This is a genomic window from Nostoc sp. (genome assembly GCF_036917235.1).
In the GTDB taxonomy this organism is placed as follows: Bacteria; Cyanobacteriota; Cyanobacteriia; order Cyanobacteriales; family Nostocaceae; genus Nostoc.
In genome coordinates this window covers 47996-66574 of sequence record NZ_JBALDU010000001.1, presented here as the reverse complement: position 1 = coordinate 66574, position 18579 = coordinate 47996, and the positions used below count along the sequence as shown (strand labels likewise).

Sequence of the window (18579 nt, the reverse complement as noted above, 5' to 3'; positions counted from 1 at the left end):
TCCTAAATTAAATGCTTACTTCAGCAGGGGTAACGACAAATAGAGGAATTTAAACTTTTGCTATTTAGTAACCAAATACCTTTGTAACCAAGCGTATTCAAAAATTTTCGTATTGTTTTAGCTTAGTCAGATTTGGATCTAGAACTGTTAATTGACGTTGATTCATAACACTAATAACCACAAGCCTAGAACAATACATAGGGTACTTTATCAGCAAAGGAAATAAATAGAATGACTCGATTTAGCAATTCTCATCTACCTACTGTTTTAAAAACAGTGATTTTTAGCACAGTTCTTTTAACAGGCCAGACATTTTTACAATTTAATAACTCAGCAGCAACAGCAGCCAGCCTTTACCAACATGTATTACTCTTATCAGTTGATGGACTGCATGATGCTGACATCAACGATCCTTTGCTTCAACCTTATTTATCAAATATTAATAATTTGCAAGCAAATGGTGTCACTTACACTAATGCCTTTACCAGTACACCCTCCGATTCTTTTCCTGGCGAGTTGAACTATCTAACAGGAGCAAGTCCAAAAACTACAGGGGTTTATTATGACAATTCATATAGTCGCTCATTATTAAGTCAAATCGGGAGTCCTACTGGTACTGGAGTTCTATTTGATGAAAGTATTGATAAAAACCCAAATCTTATTAGTGGAGGTGGTGATTTTGGGAAAGGTAGCATTGATTCAAGTAAGTTACCTGTAGATAGCACAGGAAAACCCATTTATCCTCATAACTACCTGAATGTTAATACAATTTTTGAGGTAGCTCACGATGCTGGTTTACACACGGCATTTATTGATAAACATCCTGCCTATGACCTTGCTAATGGGCCTTCAGGCAAGGGAATTGACGACTTTTATGCTCCAGAAATCAATGCTAAAGTAGCTTTGGAAAATGGCAAATTAGTCGATCAATCAACAGCCCAAAATCCTAGCAATCTCACATTTAAAACGACAACTAAAAGCACTAGCCTTACAGAGGCTTATGATGATCTGAAGGTAAATGCACTTTTAAAGCAAATAGCTGGTAAGAATTCTCAAGGAACTACTACTCCGGGAACTCCTGCTATTTTTGGCATGAATTTTCAAGCTCTTAGCGTCGCTCAGAAAGATGCTAGTAGCAATGGTGGGATTGCTGCTGATGGAACACCTTCACCAGGATTAATTAATGCCTTAGAACATACAGACGCTAGTATCGGAAACATAGTTAATGCATTGAAGCAACAAAATTTGTTTGATTCAACATTAGTGGTATTAACAGCAAAACACGGTCAAAGTCCCCGTCAAGGAACAGCTACACTGATTTCCGAAAACACATTTACAGATGTTTTAGAAAAAGCTGGGATTACCGTAAATCATGCAACACAAGATGATATTGGGTTGTTTTGGCTTGCAGATCAAAGCCAAGCTGATACTGCGACAACTCTTTTAAAAAATCTCAACAATCCGGCGATTAATGAGATTTTATCTGGTAACGCATTACAACAAGCAGGCTTTGGTAATCCTTTGTCAGATGACCGGACACCAGATTTCATTATCAAATTGAACCCTGGATATGTGATTTCAGATAGTACAAAAAGGGCTGAACATGGGGGTTTTTCAGAAGACGATACCCATGTTGGATTAATTGCTGCTAGCGGGATTTTAGCTTCTGGACTCAAAGGTACAATCCAAACACAGGCGGTAAAAACAACTCAAATAGCTGTTACTGCTCTAGATGCGTTGGGGTTAAATCCCGATTTATTACAGGGTGCGGTGAAGGAAGGTACTAAAAAGTTACCAGGGTTAGGGATTTCTGATATCGATGCAGTCCCAGAGCCAAATACAAATCTTGGCTTGTTATCTTTTATGGGTTTGATGTTAACTGTCTCTCTATGGAGACAACGCAAACAAATCAGTTAAGCGTTGAAGATTAGCTTTTTTAAACTGACTCGTAAAATCTGTTTTTTCTCTCCGATCGCTCTGTGCCTTTGCGGTTGAAAAGGAATTTATTTAGCCACAGAGGCACAGAGTAAGGAGATTGAAGAGGAATTTTTTTCTTAACTCCTCATTTTCTGATAAAGAGTATCTCGTTGTTGGTAAGGTCTTCCTAAAGAAGCGATCGCAGTTTGCAAAGTTTCTACTTCCATACACGTACCGCCTAAAGCACCTGCCATTGTGGTAATATGCTCCTCCATCAATGTGCCGCCGATATCATTACAACCCCAAGCTAAGGCTTCTGTCGCACCTGCAAGCCCCAATTTTACCCAACTCTGCTGATGGTTGGGAATCCAATTACCTAAGTAAATTCGCGCTACAGCTCCTAACAACAGTGCATCACTCAAAACTGGTTGATCGCGTCCGACACGACGACGTAAGGATTTGGGCGCTTCTTGACCCACGAAGGGTAATAAAATAAACTCTGTGATCCTGGCTGGATATCCCCGATTGATGGCGGTTTTTTGGAGCGATCGCAATTTTTCTAAATGCCCGATTTGCTGTTCGTGGGTTTCAATATGCCCGGATAACATGGTGCTGGTAGTATGCAAGCCTAATTTGTGAGCGGTGCTGACAATTTCTAGCCAAGTGGCTGTGTCAATCTTCTCTGGACACAATATTCGCCTAACTTCATCGTCTAATACTTCCGCTGCTGTTCCTGGCATTGAGCCAACACCAGCATCGCGCAAAGCAGTAATCACCTCAGCATATTCCAGTCCGTCAAGTCTGGCGATAAATTGCACTTCTTGGGGAGAGAAAGCGTGTAAATGTATCTGGGGAAATTCCTGTTTAATGGTTTCTACAACTTTGAGGTAGTACGGCAAAGATTTACCATTTATCAGTGCTTGTGGATTTAATCCCCCCTGCATACAGATTTCTGTCGCACCCCGTTTTACTGCATCTGTGGCTTTTTCCAAAATTTGCGCCGAATCTAACCAGTATGCATCGGCATCACCATCATCTCGACGGAATGCACAAAAACTACAGTGCTGCTCACAAATATTAGTAAAGTTAATATTACGGTTAATTATGTAGGTGACAGTATCGCCTGCTTGTGTGTGGCGGAGTGTATCGGATGTAGTACGTATTGCTGCGATCGCTTCTGGCTCAGTTTGTTGCAACAATACCACTCCCTCTTCGGGGGATAAGTCATATCCCATCAAAGCACGTTCCAGAATTGTTTCAAACGCAATTTTTGTCAACATTACTTTTTTAATTTTTTCAAGAAATCTTAAACAAAAAAAATAGTGTGGTTTTACCACAACTATTTTAATTAATTAATCTACATCTTTGTATTAGCAGGAATCTTTAGTAAAACTCTGATATTACTAATTTGTCCTTGCTTGTGGTTTTCGTCGATGTTGTATTAGCAATCCAATCGCCATACCAATACCGACAAAGGCTGTAAAGTAGAATAAACCAATTAATCGGATGTAAATTGGTGGTGCGATCGCTTCAACTTCAACTTCTTGCGCTACTTTCACTGGTGCAAATTGACGGCTAGATCCTGGTAAAGGAGTTGCTTCCACCTCGATTTTGTGGGGTGAACCATCAAAAAACTGTTCAAGCCATGTTAACTTACCTTGTTCGTCGGGAATACCTTGGTAGTCAAAGACTGTTAAATTGTGTTCTGTAGCGATCGCTTTCACTTGCAAAGCTATATCTGTTATAGGCTGTCCGGTTGTGGTATCTTTCACCTGTAATGCTAAGTTCGCAAGTTTTCCGACAGTTGCGTTTTTATCTCCGCCAAGGTTAATTTCTAATCCCTGAGATTTTTGAGATGATGGTGCAATCGTTTCAGTACTATTTGAGTGATGTTCACTGCCATGAGCTTCTGCAACTTCTGCACTAATATTGATAACTAATAGGGTTACTATAGCCACTACAGTTAATGCACTTAATAAAAGGCGGACTGACTGTGGTGCGATTTCTCCGTGTTGTAGTTCTTCTTGTCCGCCGATAACCCAACCACCCAACAATCCAAGTGACAGTAAAATAGCGGCGATTACAACAAAATATTTATATTTGATTGGATTTTCGTGGACATTTAGATTTAAAGTTTGTTCATAAGCAGCAAAAGTATTTGCTACTAAGGGTGATACTTTAACTAACAGTTGGTAATTACCACGGATGGGTAACATCTGCTGTATTTCTAGCTTACCATCAGGTGCAGTAGCATTCATTTGCAACAATTTTGTTCCCTCGACAATGGGAAAATCTGTTGTTAACCAAGGATTACGCGGCGGTGTCAGAATTTGTAAACTAATTTTGGCATTTGCTAAAGATTTACCCGCAGCATCAACAGCTTGCAATGTGAGTTTAACGGGAGATTGTGGTTTTTCTGCCTCTGCTTCAAAGGGAAGAATACGTTCTAAAGGTGGGTTGGTGGAAAGCAAGACTCTGGATGTAGGAATTTGGGAACTTCCCACAAAGGAATAAAGAACTGACAAAGTAATACAAATAGCACTGATAACTCCAAAAAGCCGATATTTTTTCATAAAAGCTTACGGTAAATGTGAAACTTATGTAATTTCTACAACTGAAGCTTTCATAGTAATGGATGAAAGTTACTCCAGATTATTATTAAGCAGAAAAATTCTAGCCAACGAATTAGTCAGATATCATCTAAAATTAAGGTGATGTAGAGATGATAAACAAAGCATCTCTACAAAACCTAAAAGTTATTTACCAGCAAAAACACTGGCGCGAAATCCGCGTTATTTTGGCGTCAAAGCTTCATGCACCTAAAAATCTTGGGATTATGATAATTTAGTGACATGCAACGCCTAATGTGTGGTGACGCGCTGAGTGTGCTGTGTTATGAACCGCAGGATAGGTGGAGAACAAAACAGTCCAGATAACTAAAGAAGATAGCATCATATAAAGTGTTACCTGCACAGGTTTGGATAAGGTAATACCTGCGGTCTTCTGCAATAGTGAAATATGAGAAAAAGTAGTCATTTTTGACCTCCTAATAATAAATTTGGGTAATTCATCAATCAAAGGGCATAACGCCGCTTGATTGCAAAAAGATATACCATCAACTTTGTATTTGACAAGTGTGTATCAAATGTCTTGTGTAATTCGACTTTAGTGAATACTATACTATCCTTTGACATCGGCCGATCGCGATGCAGAAATCTACACCTAAAGTCCATACAAATAACAAAAGAATGACACATGGTTTTGAGTCATGGCATTTTCAGCGCTGCTAACACGAAGGTAACAGATAAAAATTAAAAATTAAAAGTTCTCATATTACCAAGCATTCAAGATTCCTTGAAGAAACGTGATTTATGTTATCCCTAAACCAATTAAATACACTACAGATTAGCAACAGTTTCTTGCTCGCGTCTATATTCAAGGTGCTATTATACTCATTGTTTATACTCTAAGTACTGCTGAAGCAATCAGCATATCAGGAATAGGTATGAACCAGTTAGTTTTCTCTAAATATTATTTATACATAATTAAGCGTATAAATACAGTTAAAATTAAGAAAATATTGCGAGAGTTTTTAGAGCTCAATCTAAATTTAACAACTTAACTGGCAATTTATAAGCGCTGAAAAATTATTGACAATAATTATTAATTCCTCTAATATTTAAAAGCAATTGCAAAAGATTTGCAATTCTTTATTGGTGCTAACTGTAACTAAATTTCATGCCCAACAACTTCGCTCTAAGTAACGGAAAACCTTGGAGCCGCCGTCAATTGTTGAAGCTGGGCCTAGCAGGTGCTGGAATAACTGGTGCCGCTGGACTTTGGCAGATGCTAAATCTACAAAGTAAGTCAATCGTTAAAGTGCCACCATTTGATAGGTCAGCACCAAACGACGTTACTAACCCAATGAAGATGTTGAGAGATTTTGATTATGGGACAGTGAAGCAAGAAAATGGGCGGACTATCCGGGAATTTCAGTTAACTGCTGGTTCTTCCATCATAAAACTCAATAGTGCTGTCTCTTACAACATCTGGGATTTAAACGGTCGCATACCAGGACCAACGCTACGGGCAAAACAGGGCGATCGCATCCGGGTACTATTTCTCAATAATGCGGGACATTCTCACTCTTTGCATTTTCATGGCGTTCATCCGGCGGAAATGGATGGTGTTCGCCCAATCAGCAATGGTAATGCCACAATCTACGAATTTGATGCTGAACCTTATGGCGTTCATTTATACCACTGCCATATTGAACCAGTCACTCGCCACATTGCCAAGGGGCTGTACGGAATGTTTATCATCGATCCACCTACTCCCCGTCCCCCGGCTGATGAAATCGTACTAGTGATGGGTGGGTATGACGTGAATGATGATAGCCATAATGACTATTACGCCTTCAATGGTCTGCCCCACTATTACATGCATCATCCCATTGGCATTTACAAAGATCAGTTGATTCGGCTGTATGTCCTCAACATCATTGAATACGATCCGGCAGTGACGTTTCATCTCCACGCCAACTTCTTTGATGTCTATCGCTATGGCATGACTATGACTCCTAGCGAGAAAGCAGATGTGATTACGATGGGTGTTGCAGAAAGGCACATCTTAGAGTTTGCTTTTCGTTACCCAGGTAAGTATATGTTCCATCCCCATCAAGATGCGATCGCAGAAAACGGTTGCATGGGTCAATTTGAAGTACTTGCTGAGAGTAACTCTCAAAATAATGTTAAACATTCCTGACAATATTCTTAGTAATTTGTAATTAATTTATTAAAACTTTAGCAAACTAGTTGATAAGAAATCTCATTATATGCAACAGTAAAATCTATGACAATCTGTCAAACAAACTACTTTCTAGTAATAGTTTGAAATGTTTCAATTAATACCTTTTAATTCGTGTGAGGAGCAAAGATGATAAAACTTCGTTATATATGTTTAGCAGCAGCAGCAGCGGTAATAGTTACCTTGAGTTCCTGTAGTAATACCCCAACCGCAGAAAATCCATCAGCACCAGTTGCTAGCACTCCCGCTACAGAGGCAGTAAGTAGTAACAGTCATAGTGGTCACGGTAGCAAAGAAAAAATTAACATTAACAGCGCTATATTGTCAGAATTGGATAAGTTTGAAGCCAAGCTAGGTATCCCGGCTTTATCCAACAAAATCCAGGCAAATCGTCCCTACGGTAGCCCAGAAGATTTAGTTACTAAAAAAGTAATTACTCAAGAACAGTTCGACCAAATTAAGGATCAGGTTGGTGTTCAAGAAGTGGTACTTACAGGTGAGGCAAAAGATGTTGACTATATGTCTAAGTTAGGCTTAATGAAAGGGCATCTTTTAGTAGCACGAGAACTTCTGGATCAGAATCAGCCGAAACAGGCAGAACCCCATATTGGACACCCAGTTGAGGAAATCTATGTTGATGTAGAAGATCAACTTAATGAGCGCAAAGTCAAAGAATTTAAGACAACTTTGGTAAGCTTGCAAGATTTAGTGAAATCTAGTCCGAAGGATAGCAAAGTTAAAACTAATTTTGCTTCTTCAGTGCAAGCAGTTGATGGAGCGATCGCAGCTTTGCCAGAAGCTCAACGCTCAAAACCAGGATTTACGCTACAGGTAATTAACGAACTACTAGATTCAGCCAACTCCGAATATGGCGCGGCGATCGCAGATGGTAAAGTAACCGCACCAATTGAGTATCAAGACTCCCGTGGTTTTGTCTTTTACGCCAATGAATTATACAAAGGAATTTCTAGTCAAGTAGCTCAAGCGGATCCCGAAGCACACAAAGCGATCGACACTAGTTTTACTGAACTAATAAAAGTTTGGCCCGCCGCCATCCCACCAGCAAAAGCAGTCAAAACACCTAATGATGTTACCAAACTGGTGAAAACCATTGAGGAAAACTCTCAAAAAGTGGTTGACAAATCCAATACCCAAGCACAGCGATAACACTTTAATTTAATGGAAAGTATAGGTTAAGGAGTTTAAAATAGTTAGGAGTTAGGAGTTATTAATTATGAATTATGAGTTATGAATCCCAAACTTCTAACTCCTAACTCTTAACTTATAACTCCTAACTAATTACACTCCCTTCGTTACTTTAACTAACAACTGATGCAAGAACTTGACCATAAAAAGACTATTGACCTGCTAAACGCCATCATGGAATTTGAACTAGCAGGAGTAGTGCGCTACACACATTATTCTTTGATGGTAACTGGCCCTAACCGTATTCCAATTGTGGCTTTTTTCAAAGCACAGGCAAGTGAATCTTTACTTCATGCCGAACAAGTGGGAGAAATTCTCACAGGTTTAGATGGGCATCCTTCCCTGAAAATCGCCCCAATGGAAGAAACCTACCAGCATAAAGTCAAGGATATCTTGGAAGAAAGCTTATCCCATGAAAAAAAGGCATTGGATCTGTATAAAAAATTGCTCGAAACTGTCACCAATGCCAGCATTTACCTTGAAGAATTCGCTCGCGGTATGATTGGACAAGAAGAGATGCATAATCTCGAACTGAAAAAGATGTTACGCGATTTTGGTTAATAGTCATTAGTCATTAGTCCTTAGTCATTAGTCAAAAATAAATTCAAAGGACAGATGACAAAGGACAAAGGACAAAGGACTAATGACAAAAGACAAAAGACAAAGGACAAAAGATGAATTTTAGTACTGCTCTACCTACTTTTGTAATCACACTTCGAGAAGGAGTGGAAGCTGCCCTTGTTGTTGGTATTGTGCTAGCTTTGCTGAAAAAAGCTAAACAATCCCGACTTAATTCATGGGTATATGCTGGTGTCGGCGTTGGCATTGTCGTCAGTGCCTTAATAGGCGTGCTATTCAGTTGGATAATTCAAATACTGGGAGCCGCGAATCCTCAATACACCACCGTAGTTGAGCCAGCGCTAGAAGGTGTATTTAGTGTATTAGCGATCGCAATGCTCAGTTGGATGCTAATCTGGATGACTAAACAAGCCAGATTCATGAAAGCGACAGTTGAGGGAGCAGTAACAGAAGCGCTGACACAAAACTCAAATGCTGGCTGGGGTGTTTTTACCTTAATTTTAATTGCCGTTGTTCGCGAAGGCTTTGAAACTGTTCTCTTCGTTGCCGCTAATTTTCAACAGGGATTAATGCCAGCCTTGGGCGCTATTGGTGGTTTGGTAGCTGCATCTGCCATTGGAGTGCTGCTATTTAAATGGGGTGTCAAAATTAACATCCGCCAGTTTTTCCAGGTAATGGGCATTTTGTTAGTGTTGATTGTCGCTGGATTGGTAGTTTCAGCCTTGAAACACTTTGACGAAGCTGTAGCGAATCTTGCCCTGAGCAGTCGTGCCACAGAAAACCTTTGTTTTTATTACGAACGTTTTACAAAAGTCCACTCCTGTATTTTGGGGCCAATGGTTTCCAATACTTCCACAATCTTGCCTGACGAACAGTTTCCTGGGATTATTCTCAAATCTTTATTTGGCTATAGAGACAATCTCTATCTTGTGCAAGCAGTGGGATATGTGACATTTTTACTCACCATTGGAGGACTGTATTTCCGCAGTCTTGGAGGTGCTTCTCCTCAACGTAAAAAAAATATCGCTTTTGGTCAAAAACCAATTAGTTCTGCAAAAGATTAAAACCCATAGTGTTTGAGTTCTAATATGTAACTCAAACACTAAATTTATCAAATTGTTTATGCAGCATAGGTATGTGCCAGAAAAGGCAAAATAAAAACTTTAGGTTTAGACAATAAACTCAACCTAAATGAATTGGTTAATGATTTTTTGTACAAAAAAACTACAAAGGTATTTTCCAGTAGTTTCAAAGTGATTTGAATGTTGAAGTAATCAGAGTAATTGTCAAATTTACGTTATCTTGCTATCGGGTACACGTATTTATAAGACGGTTTTGAAAACTAGGTTCTCTAGTATTAACTTGACACTTTTTTTCTCCAACTTCCTTGATGTTTTTGATAAATCCTATAAAAATTTTCTCTTGTTGTAACTCAAATCGGCAAATAGCGTCATCAGACGTGAGAAAACTTGGTTCAAAGTTCTCATAAACACTAAAAATTTTACCATTTGGACATTCTACTCGCTCAACCAGGTTAATATGATTACCTAGAGCTAATTGTACGATAAATACAAAAAGAATGAAACAGCCAAAAAATCCTGCTATTAAAATACTAAAAAATTTTAGCAAGTTTTCTTTGAATAAAAAACTATTGATAAATAGCAAGAAAGGTGTGATATAAAAATATAGCCTGATAATCTTGTTAAATAGATCAAACTCAAAAATAATTTTACTTGACCAATTTAAATCCCAGTTCAAAATGAGTGGTATTAGACTAATTATAATAACAACTAAGTTGTCTGAAGGTCTATCAAGTCTACTAATTAAGAACAAACGAACCCATCGCCAAAATTTTTTGAGAAGTTTAGCAATCTGCATTTTTCAATACTAGTATCTATAAGTAAAGAATACTCGTTAATATAGGATTTAGGTTTGATTTTTGAAAAGATTCTGAGACTGAAAACTCGTTTGATCAGGGTTTTATCTAAAATCACCTCCGAGAAATACATCCTTGATTCACTGCGACGTTCTTCCATTATTAATCTAATATTAATCTAAGAGGTTGTTTGAAAAGTGTTTGGCTGTGATTTTAAGTACTTCTAGATCCCCCCTAGCCCCCCTTAAAAAAGGGGGAACCAGAATCAAAGTCCCCCTTTTTAAGGGGGATTTAGGGGGATCTATAACGTTTTGCTACCGACAAGAAGACTTTTCAAACACCCTCTAAGTGCCCTATGGTGCAAACAACGCTTGCTTAAGCTGCTGACAAGCCTTTTCAATTGCGTCTATACTACCCGGATTCACCAGACCAAAATAATCAAACACATAGACTCGGTTATTTTTAGTTGCTTGCAATTGCTGCCAAAAAGCTTCCTTTTTCAGCGAATCTAAAAGCGCCGCTTCCGAATTTCCTTGTGGAGCATTAACTAAAATTATCACCTCTGGATTTGCTTCTAAAACTTTCTCAGCCGAAAGCGTCACATATCCACCAACTGGACTTTTACCTTGTAAATCTGCGGCTATATTTTTCGCCTGGAATTTCGCCAGTAAATCCCCTGCCCAACTGTTTTTATTCGGCGCTAGAATTGGTTGACGACTAACCAGCGCTAGAGTAGAAGGACTCTGAGTTGGCTTATCTGGCAAGAAAGTTTTATAACGATTTAATAAAGGCTCAGGATCGGCATTAATTAACTCAGCCAGCTTTATAGTAAGTTCTTCTAGAGATTCCCAGCTATTCACCTTAGTGAGCAGAGTCGAAATTCCTAGCTGCTGAAGTTTTTGAATTGGGATGTTAGAAAAACCTTCAGCACCAATAACTAAATCTGGTTTGAGTGCTACCACTTTCTCTAAATTTGGCGGACTTTGACCTTCACTAACGCGGGGAATATCCTTGAATCTTGAATCATTCTTAAATAATCTACTCCCAGTAATTCCAACAATTTTTGTTGGTTCGAGTCGAGAGATAATATCAGCAGAAAGAGAAGAAAGAGCAACAACTCTTTTTGCTGATTCTTTTGCTAATTGCTGAGAGTTCGTGTTAGTCGCCTCAGTGCTATTTTCGACTTTGGTTTGTGCTTGCTGAGTATTTGCAGTGGTGCAAGCAACTAAAACTATACTCAACAAAATTGCTAAAACAGATAAGAGCCAACGACGATGCATATTAAAATTCCTTATATAACTAAGAATGGTATAACAGAATGTTTTCAAAGCCCTGGTGACTAGAAGTCGCGGCTACACAGACGAAACCTGCCTCCGCAGGTTAAAACTCCTTAATTTTTTCTTAGTCCACGGAGGTGGACTTTGTTTGTGTAGCCGCGATTTCCAATCGCCCAATACTTTTAAAGCATCCTTTAAATATTGATATCGATTAGGTCTGTTGTAACTGCTAAGACCAATGTACGCCCATCTCAATGTAATTCTTCCAGTCCCCAATCCCCAGTTAAGCTTACTTTGTCTCCATCCAATTGTCACCGACACGCGCCTCTACCAATAACGGCACACTCAACTGGACTGCATTTTCCATCACCGATTTAATTTGCACTTGTAATTCTTGCCACTCATTAGGGGGAATTTCAAACACTAATTCATCGTGAACTTGCAACAACAAACGCGCCTGATAGTTCTTCAAAACCTCATGCAATCTCACCATTGCAATTTTGATAATATCAGCGTTAGAACCTTGAATTGGTGCATTAGCCGCAGAGCGTAATAAACCTGCATCGTAAGCACCCAAATTCTTCAACTTACTCAAATCAATATCTTCTGGATTACTGCCTTTTAATTTACGTAAACTGTTATTAGTAAAGTCAAAATAACGACGGCGACCGAAAATAGTTTCTACATAACCAAGAGCGATCGCTTCTTTTTTCACTCGCTCCAAATATGCAAAAACTTTGGGATATCGTTCATTAAACCGCTTAATGAACTCGTTGGCAATAGTCTTATCTATCCCAGTTGAGCGCGAAAACCTGAGAGAACCCATTCCATAAATCACACCAAAATTGATAGTTTTTGCCATCCCTCGTTCTTCGGAGGTGATATTTTCTTTTTCAAAAACTAACCGCGCTGTAACAGTGTGAACATCTTCATTTTGCTGATATGCTTGCACTAATATCGGCTCTTGACTCAAATGAGCCAAAATCCGCAATTCAATTTGTGAGTAATCAGCAGCCACCATTAACCAACCAGCTTCAGGCAAAAATGCCTTGCGAATTTGGCGACTAAAAGCTGTACGAATGGGGATATTTTGCAAATTCGGATTAGAAGAAGATAACCTACCCGTTGATGTTGCTGCTTGATTAAAATCAGTATGTACTCGTTTGGTATCTTGACGCACCAATGCAGGTAATGCATCAACATAAGTAGACTTTAATTTAGATAGGGTGCGATACTCAATAATCGCCTCAACAAACCCAGTATTATCATCTTCTTGAAGTCTTTCCAGAGTTGCTGCGTCTGTAGAGAATCCTGTTTGAATTTTACGAGAATGTCTAGTACTTAACCCCAATTTTTCAAACAATATTTGGCTCAATTGCTTAGGAGAACCCAAGTTAAAATTTTCCCCAGCTATTTCAGTTGCTTCCTCTTTTAACCTGGCTAACTCTGTTTCTAAATGCTGCGAAAGTTCTTGTAAATAAGCTGAATTAATCCGAACACCTGTGTATTCCATTTCGGCTAAAACTGCTTCTAGTGGCTGTTCCACTTCTGCTAACAGCTTAGACAAAGACGGAATTTTATCCAGTTCTTCACGCAATTTCGTCACTAAACCAAAGGTAGAATAAGCATCCATCCCGCAGTAGTCAGCTACGGCGGGAATATCTATATCAGCGATGGTTTTGCCTTTAGGAACTAAATCTAAGTAACTTTTAGCCGTCAATCCTAAATATCGCTGTGACAAATCCATCAAATTATGACTTGAATCTGGATTTAGAATGTAACTTGCCAGCATCGGATCAAACACCACTCCCGCCAAGTTAATTCCTTGACACCTGAGAACTAAGCGGTCAAATTTGGCATTCTGTAAAGCTTTGGGATAATCGGCACTTTCGAGAATCGGGCGTAATGCTTCTAGTGCTAAATCTTTATGTAAATTTTCCCCAGTTTTATGCCCCACAGGAATATAGGCTACTTCATCTGGTTCCGTTCCCCAACAGCAACCAATTCCTACTAACTCAGCATCTCTTGGTTCTAAAGCTGTAGTTTCAGTGTCCCAAGCAACGGGTGTTTCTGGGTTAGTAAATTTTTGTAAAAGTTTCACTAACTCAGTGAGTTTGGCTTCGGTATTAATGATGCGTGGTGTAATTGGAGAAGTAGATTGTTGTGGAACTGCTGCTGTATCACTAGCACTGAAAAACCACAAATCATTATCTTCATCACCACTGAATTCTAAGTTAGGAAAGTTGGGATTGATTGCGTCTGTTTTGGTTTCTTTGGTCTCTTCAAGTTTGCCACCAAAACGCTGCTGAAGGTCGTTTATCCTGCCTAAAAAAGACTTAAATTCTAATTTTTCTAAAATTGGTGATAAGACGCTTGTATCAAAGCCTTTTAATCTGCAATCTTCTAAATCAAATTCTATAGGAACATCTAAAACTATGGTTGCTAAATAGCGAGACTTTTCGGCATCTTCTTTACCCGCTGCCAGTTTTTTCTGAGTTGCGCCTTTAATTTCATCTAACGCAGCATAAACATGGTCAAGTGAACCATAGGTATTTAGCAGTTGCACTGCTGTTTTTTCCCCAATTCCCTTAACACCGGGAATATTATCTGATTTATCACCACAAAGAGCTTTGAAATCAACAATTTGTGAAGGTAAAACGCCCATCTTCTCTTTGACTTGTTCTGCTTTAAATTCTGTGATGCTATTTGTAGAGCGCTTTAGGGCATCTGGACTAAAATTCAGAACAGTAATTTCTTTGTCAGAGTCGATTAGTTGAAATAAATCGCGATCGCCAGTTAAAATTTTCACCCTATAACCAGCCGCAGTTACTCTCTGTGCTAAGGTTCCCAAAACATCATCAGCCTCAAAACCAGGGGCAGTGAAAAAGGGTAGATTGAAGCCATTCAGCAACTCATGCAGGTTTTCTAAGTCGGGAATAAAGTCTTCTGGGGTTTCCGGGCGATCGGCTTTATAAGTCTCGTCAGCTTCGTGGCGAAAAGTTGCCTCAGCCAAATCAAAAGCGATCGCCATTGCTTGAGGCTGTTGTGTTGCCATTACCTCTAGCAGGCACTTCACAAAACCAAAACATATACTCGTAGGAATCCCTGCTTTAGTACGCAGTCCTCCATCTCGCCCTTTGGCGAAAGCAAAGTATGAACGATAAGCCAGCGAGTGTCCATCGACAAGGATGAACGTGGGGCGTGTTGCAGTTGCAGAAGTGAAAGTTTCAGACATAGCCCTATTTTAGCCAGAAGCTTTGTCACATAGTTAGCAATTTCCGATGCTTGTTCAGCTTGGCTTTGGTGACTAATAGCCCAGTTTTGACGTACCAATTGCTCTTGAGTATGATTTTAGACAAATTTATCTCTAAGCATTTGCAGCTTTAGTACGGAAGGCAAGTAGAACCAACTTTTGGCAGAGATACCAGCCCAATTAAGTACCTGAGTATAAGCATAGTAACCAGATAGTAGCTAGATTCCCCCATTTGTAACCAGAAGTCGGGGATCTACCTCCTGAGCATTTTATGTTTAATTAGGTTGACTTAGCTTAGTTCTCAGGAACAACAAAAACTAGCTTAATATTTCGACATAAGATTGCCACTATCAAAACCTCTCTGCCTTAACAAAACTTTATATATACCAATCAAAAAGTCTATTTGTCGAAGAAATTTGAACATAATAACTTTACATAAAGTTACGTGTATTTATCAAGACTACAAGCCAAGTTTCAGAGTTAAAAATAGGTTAGTAATCCCGTAATGATTCGTTTCAGAAAAGCATCTTTTATCCATGACAACAAAACTATTCAACACTCTAGCTGCTGCCACAACCTTGGCAGGAATTGTTGCAACATCTGGAGCAGCTAATGCAGCTTCTCTCTCCTACACTAGTGCCCTTGATTACGATTTCACCAATATCATTGATGCACCTCTGAGCGTCCAAAAATTTAACTCATCTCTGGGTACACTTAAGGGTGTAACGATAAGTTTTACTGGCGACATACTTGGAAATGCAGGTTTTGAAAACAGGAGTCCAACCCCGACTCAGGTGACAGTAAATCTTGCTAGTCAACTCAGCTTAAAACTAAATAATCAGTCTCTGTTTGCGCTCAATCCACAAGATATATCGAGTTATCAAGCTTCTAAATATGACGGTAAGACTGATTATAGTGGCACCTCTGGAAAGACTATTTCTAACTTAACTGCCACACAATCTGCTACTCAGTCTTTCACCAATACCCAATTCTTGCAGTCTTTCACTGGTAATGGCGACATAGACTTTTTGTTCTCAGCTTTAGTCAACTCAGTAGTTACGGGTTCGGGCAACATGAGATCCTATATTGATACTTATGCCAAAGCAGGTATCAAAGTAACCTATGACTACGATGAGGTGAAATCAGTACCTGAACCCTCTGCCACACTTGGAGTTGGTTTAATTGCTGGGCTTTGTCTATTGTCACAACGCAAAAAAAGCTGGATCAAGGTGTCCAATTCATAGACTTTCTTCAATAGGTAGGTTTTTCCTGTTCTATCTATCGATCAGCTATCTAATTTAAATCAAAAAACCCGATTTTTTCGAGAATCGGGTTTTTTTGTGGCGATTATTATCCAGAATTTTGAACAATATTTAAAAAATACTATACCAATCTAAAATTGTATGATTCAACATTCTCATGTTAGAAAAATTGGGTTTTCTAGTCAACCCAATTTTTGCTACTACTCCCCACTGGTTGCCAGAGCCTGTTAACCTCTTACTGGAACTTAAAATCTAGGAAATTATGCAGAAAGCATCTACTGACAATCAGGCTGCTGCAAAAGACATTAAGCTACTAGTTTTGGATGTAGATGGCACGATCGCAGGACACTCTAACACTATCAGCGAACCTGTAAAGCAAGCAATCTTTGCGGCGCAAGCACGAGGAATTCAAGTGGCGATCGCCACAGGTAGAATGTATCGTTCAGCTTTGCGCTTCCACCAAGATATCGGCTCTACTCTACCATTAATGGCCTATCAAGGAGCTTGGATTCAAGACCCAATCACCCAAAAAATTCATCGCCATTGCGTTGTTTCTAGAGAAATCGCCCACCAGTTACTCGACTATTTTGAACAACCTGAGTTGCGATCGCTTCTATCTGTTCACTTTTACATCAACGATCAGCTATACGTTCGTGAGTTAACCAGAGAAACCAAAATTTATGCAGAGCGTTCTGGTATTATTGCGATTCCTGTAGGTGATTTACGTCAAGCCTTAACGAATGAACCGACAAAAATTCTTGCTTTATCTGATGACACTGACGTAATCGATAAGTTATTAGGAAATTTGCGCCGCCAATACACACCCGCTGAACTTTATATGACGACATCTGTTGCTACCTTTTTTGAAGCAACTAACGCCTCTGTAAATAAGGGTACTGCTGTCCGTTACCTAGCCGAAGAATTGCTGGGATTACAATTAGCCAACGTTATGGCGATTGGCGATAACTTCAATGATGTGGAAATGCTGGAGTATGCCGGACTTGGTGTAGCTATGGGTAACGCACCAACAGGAGTGCAAGCGATCGCTAAGTGGATAGCTCCTAGCGTAGAAGAAGATGGGGCAGCAGTAGCAATTGAAAAGTTTTTGCTGTACTGAGGGCACTTTTTAGAATCTAACCCATATAAATCAGAAAGGACACCGACGACTGGCCGTGTTTCGTCTCGGTGCCCTAGCTGGTTCGCTCCTCACACACCTGCTAATGTATCCGAGGTGGTGCATTGAGTCAATAGCTATATAAAAAGTTTTTATTTTTGCCTAAGCGACATTACCGATTTATAGCTCCAAAGGCGCAAAAACCCGCAGATTCTCCTCTAGGACAAATCTTAATACTGACTGAGTAGCCATGAGCAATCCGAGTCTAGCTTGGGCCAGTTCTGGTGACGTAATTTTCACCTCACCCCAAATCCGGCAATTAGACCAAAACTTTTCAAAAGCTTGGCTCAAATTCAGCGCTACTTTTTCCCATTTCACAGAACCGCTAACATCAGGGCACTCTATGTTGTCTACCACTTGTATTAATTCGCCAATTAGACGACGCTCATCTGGGTGATTGAGTCGTAGTATTCCGTCGCAATTAACCCAAGGTAGGGGGTTAGGAAAAATAACATCCCAAAAAGCTGGACTAGTATTTGGAACTGGTTCTCTAAGTTTAATCAATCCCTCTCGATGAGCCAGAAGCACTAGGGAACAGCAACGTGCATGAGCATATTCAACAGCAAACAATGAATTGGGCATTGGGGATTGGGAAAGAGGAGGCAGGAGGCAGAAGTTCTTTAATTTTGAATTTTGAATTTTGAATTTTGAATTGATTTCTCCCCCTGCTCCCTGCTCCCTGCCCCCGATCTCCCCCTCTTCCCCCAAACTCCCCACTACGAGACTTTGTAACCAAGTCGCTAAGGTTGAGTGAGTTAATTCAAAATTTATCCAACCAGGGGGAACTATTTGGATGCTAAAAACGTCCTCACAAATCCCTGATAAATCTGAAGCGATCGCACTGGCAAGCTCCATCGCTTTTCGATTCTGAGATTTTGATAGTCGCAGAGACACACCTGAGGTATAGAAAATTCTCTTGTCATCTCTACCTTTATATAGAGGAATTTTTTCTCCTTTTATGTATCTGTTTTTTGCATTATAAGTATCAATGCTTATTGATTTTATTAAATAACTATATAATAACTGTTTGATTGACGTATATTTGCTAACTGGTAATTTATAATGCACGTAATATTATTTAAAGACTCATGTAAGATATATTTGTTACATTTCTGTCATCTATCTTGCGGTATAAATTTAATTTAGATGAAGAAAAATGAGAAGAGGATAAAATTTGATGAATAATCGATGAATAGTAAGTAAACTTTACTACCACCATTGTACAGTAG

The 18579-nt window shown here is 39.4% G+C and carries 14 protein-coding genes; 7 read left to right on the top strand and 7 right to left on the bottom strand.

Translation table 11 applies throughout. The annotated features are described in order from the left end of the window. Nucleotides 1-231 precede the first annotated feature (231 nt). The gene (locus tag V7K44_RS00305) at nt 232-1917 is read left to right on the top strand and encodes an alkaline phosphatase family protein (protein WP_334927565.1); all 1686 of its coding nucleotides are present in this window, start codon (nt 232-234) and stop codon (nt 1915-1917) included. Between the two features lie 137 nt (nt 1918-2054). On the opposite strand, the gene cofH is transcribed toward V7K44_RS00305, so the two are convergent. From cofH to V7K44_RS00290, 3 genes are all read right to left on the bottom strand, one after another. Continuing rightward, nucleotides 2055-3197, bottom strand: coding sequence for a 7,8-didemethyl-8-hydroxy-5-deazariboflavin synthase subunit CofH (gene cofH, locus V7K44_RS00300; protein ID WP_334927563.1), 1143 nt, complete (start codon nt 3195-3197; stop codon nt 2055-2057). 123 nt (nt 3198-3320) lie between these two features. Further along, the gene (locus V7K44_RS00295) at nt 3321-4490 is read right to left on the bottom strand and encodes a hypothetical protein (RefSeq protein ID WP_334927561.1); all 1170 of its coding nucleotides are present in this window, start codon (nt 4488-4490) and stop codon (nt 3321-3323) included. Nucleotides 4491-4761: 271 nt separating this feature from the next. Next, nucleotides 4762-4953 (bottom strand): CbtB domain-containing protein, encoded by a 192-nt coding sequence (locus tag V7K44_RS00290; RefSeq protein ID WP_094347816.1) that lies wholly within the window; start codon nt 4951-4953, stop codon nt 4762-4764. A 702-nt stretch (nt 4954-5655) separates the two neighbouring features. On the opposite strand from V7K44_RS00290, the gene V7K44_RS00285 reads away from it, so the two are divergent. The 4 genes from V7K44_RS00285 (at nt 5656) to V7K44_RS00270 (ending at nt 9572) form a co-directional block, all read left to right on the top strand. Next, complete coding sequence (locus V7K44_RS00285; RefSeq protein WP_334927559.1) at nt 5656-6681, top strand: multicopper oxidase domain-containing protein; 1026 nt, start codon at nt 5656-5658, stop codon at nt 6679-6681. Between the two features lie 171 nt (nt 6682-6852). Further along, on the top strand, nt 6853-7890 hold the full coding sequence (locus V7K44_RS00280) for a ComEA family DNA-binding protein (RefSeq protein WP_334927557.1): 1038 nt from the start codon (nt 6853-6855) through the stop codon (nt 7888-7890). A gap of 165 nt (nt 7891-8055) precedes the next feature. Then, nucleotides 8056-8490 carry a ferritin-like domain-containing protein gene (locus tag V7K44_RS00275; protein WP_322663110.1) on the top strand — a complete coding sequence of 145 codons (435 nt, stop codon included), beginning with the start codon at nt 8056-8058 and terminating at the stop codon, nt 8488-8490. Nucleotides 8491-8603: 113 nt separating this feature from the next. Beyond that, nucleotides 8604-9572 carry an FTR1 family iron permease gene (locus V7K44_RS00270; RefSeq protein WP_334927554.1) on the top strand — a complete coding sequence of 323 codons (969 nt, stop codon included), beginning with the start codon at nt 8604-8606 and terminating at the stop codon, nt 9570-9572. Nucleotides 9573-9813: 241 nt separating this feature from the next. Here V7K44_RS00270 and V7K44_RS00265 read toward each other — a convergent pair whose 3' ends face one another. The 3 genes from V7K44_RS00265 to polA all read right to left on the bottom strand — a co-directional run bounded on the left by V7K44_RS00265 (nt 9814) and on the right by polA (nt 14896). Continuing rightward, nucleotides 9814-10386: a hypothetical protein gene (locus tag V7K44_RS00265; protein ID WP_334927552.1), complete on the bottom strand. Its 573-nt coding sequence runs from the start codon at nt 10384-10386 to the stop codon at nt 9814-9816. 351 nt (nt 10387-10737) lie between these two features. After that, complete coding sequence (locus V7K44_RS00260) at nt 10738-11664, bottom strand: ABC transporter substrate-binding protein (protein ID WP_334927550.1); 927 nt, start codon at nt 11662-11664, stop codon at nt 10738-10740. Between the two features lie 286 nt (nt 11665-11950). Further along, a complete protein-coding gene (polA, locus tag V7K44_RS00255; protein ID WP_334927548.1) occupies nt 11951-14896 on the bottom strand; it encodes a DNA polymerase I in 2946 nt (981 codons plus the stop codon). A gap of 554 nt (nt 14897-15450) precedes the next feature. Between polA and V7K44_RS00250 the strand changes: the two genes are divergently transcribed. Continuing rightward, nucleotides 15451-16158: a PEP-CTERM sorting domain-containing protein gene (locus V7K44_RS00250; protein ID WP_334927546.1), complete on the top strand. Its 708-nt coding sequence runs from the start codon at nt 15451-15453 to the stop codon at nt 16156-16158. Between the two features lie 280 nt (nt 16159-16438). After that, nucleotides 16439-17293, top strand: coding sequence for a Cof-type HAD-IIB family hydrolase (locus tag V7K44_RS00245; RefSeq protein WP_334927544.1), 855 nt, complete (start codon nt 16439-16441; stop codon nt 17291-17293). Between the two features lie 177 nt (nt 17294-17470). Here V7K44_RS00245 and V7K44_RS00240 read toward each other — a convergent pair whose 3' ends face one another. Next, entirely contained in the window at nt 17471-18205 is a 735-nt protein-coding gene (locus V7K44_RS00240; RefSeq protein WP_334927542.1) for a DALR anticodon-binding domain-containing protein, read from the bottom strand. Nucleotides 18206-18579: the final 374 nt, after the last annotated feature.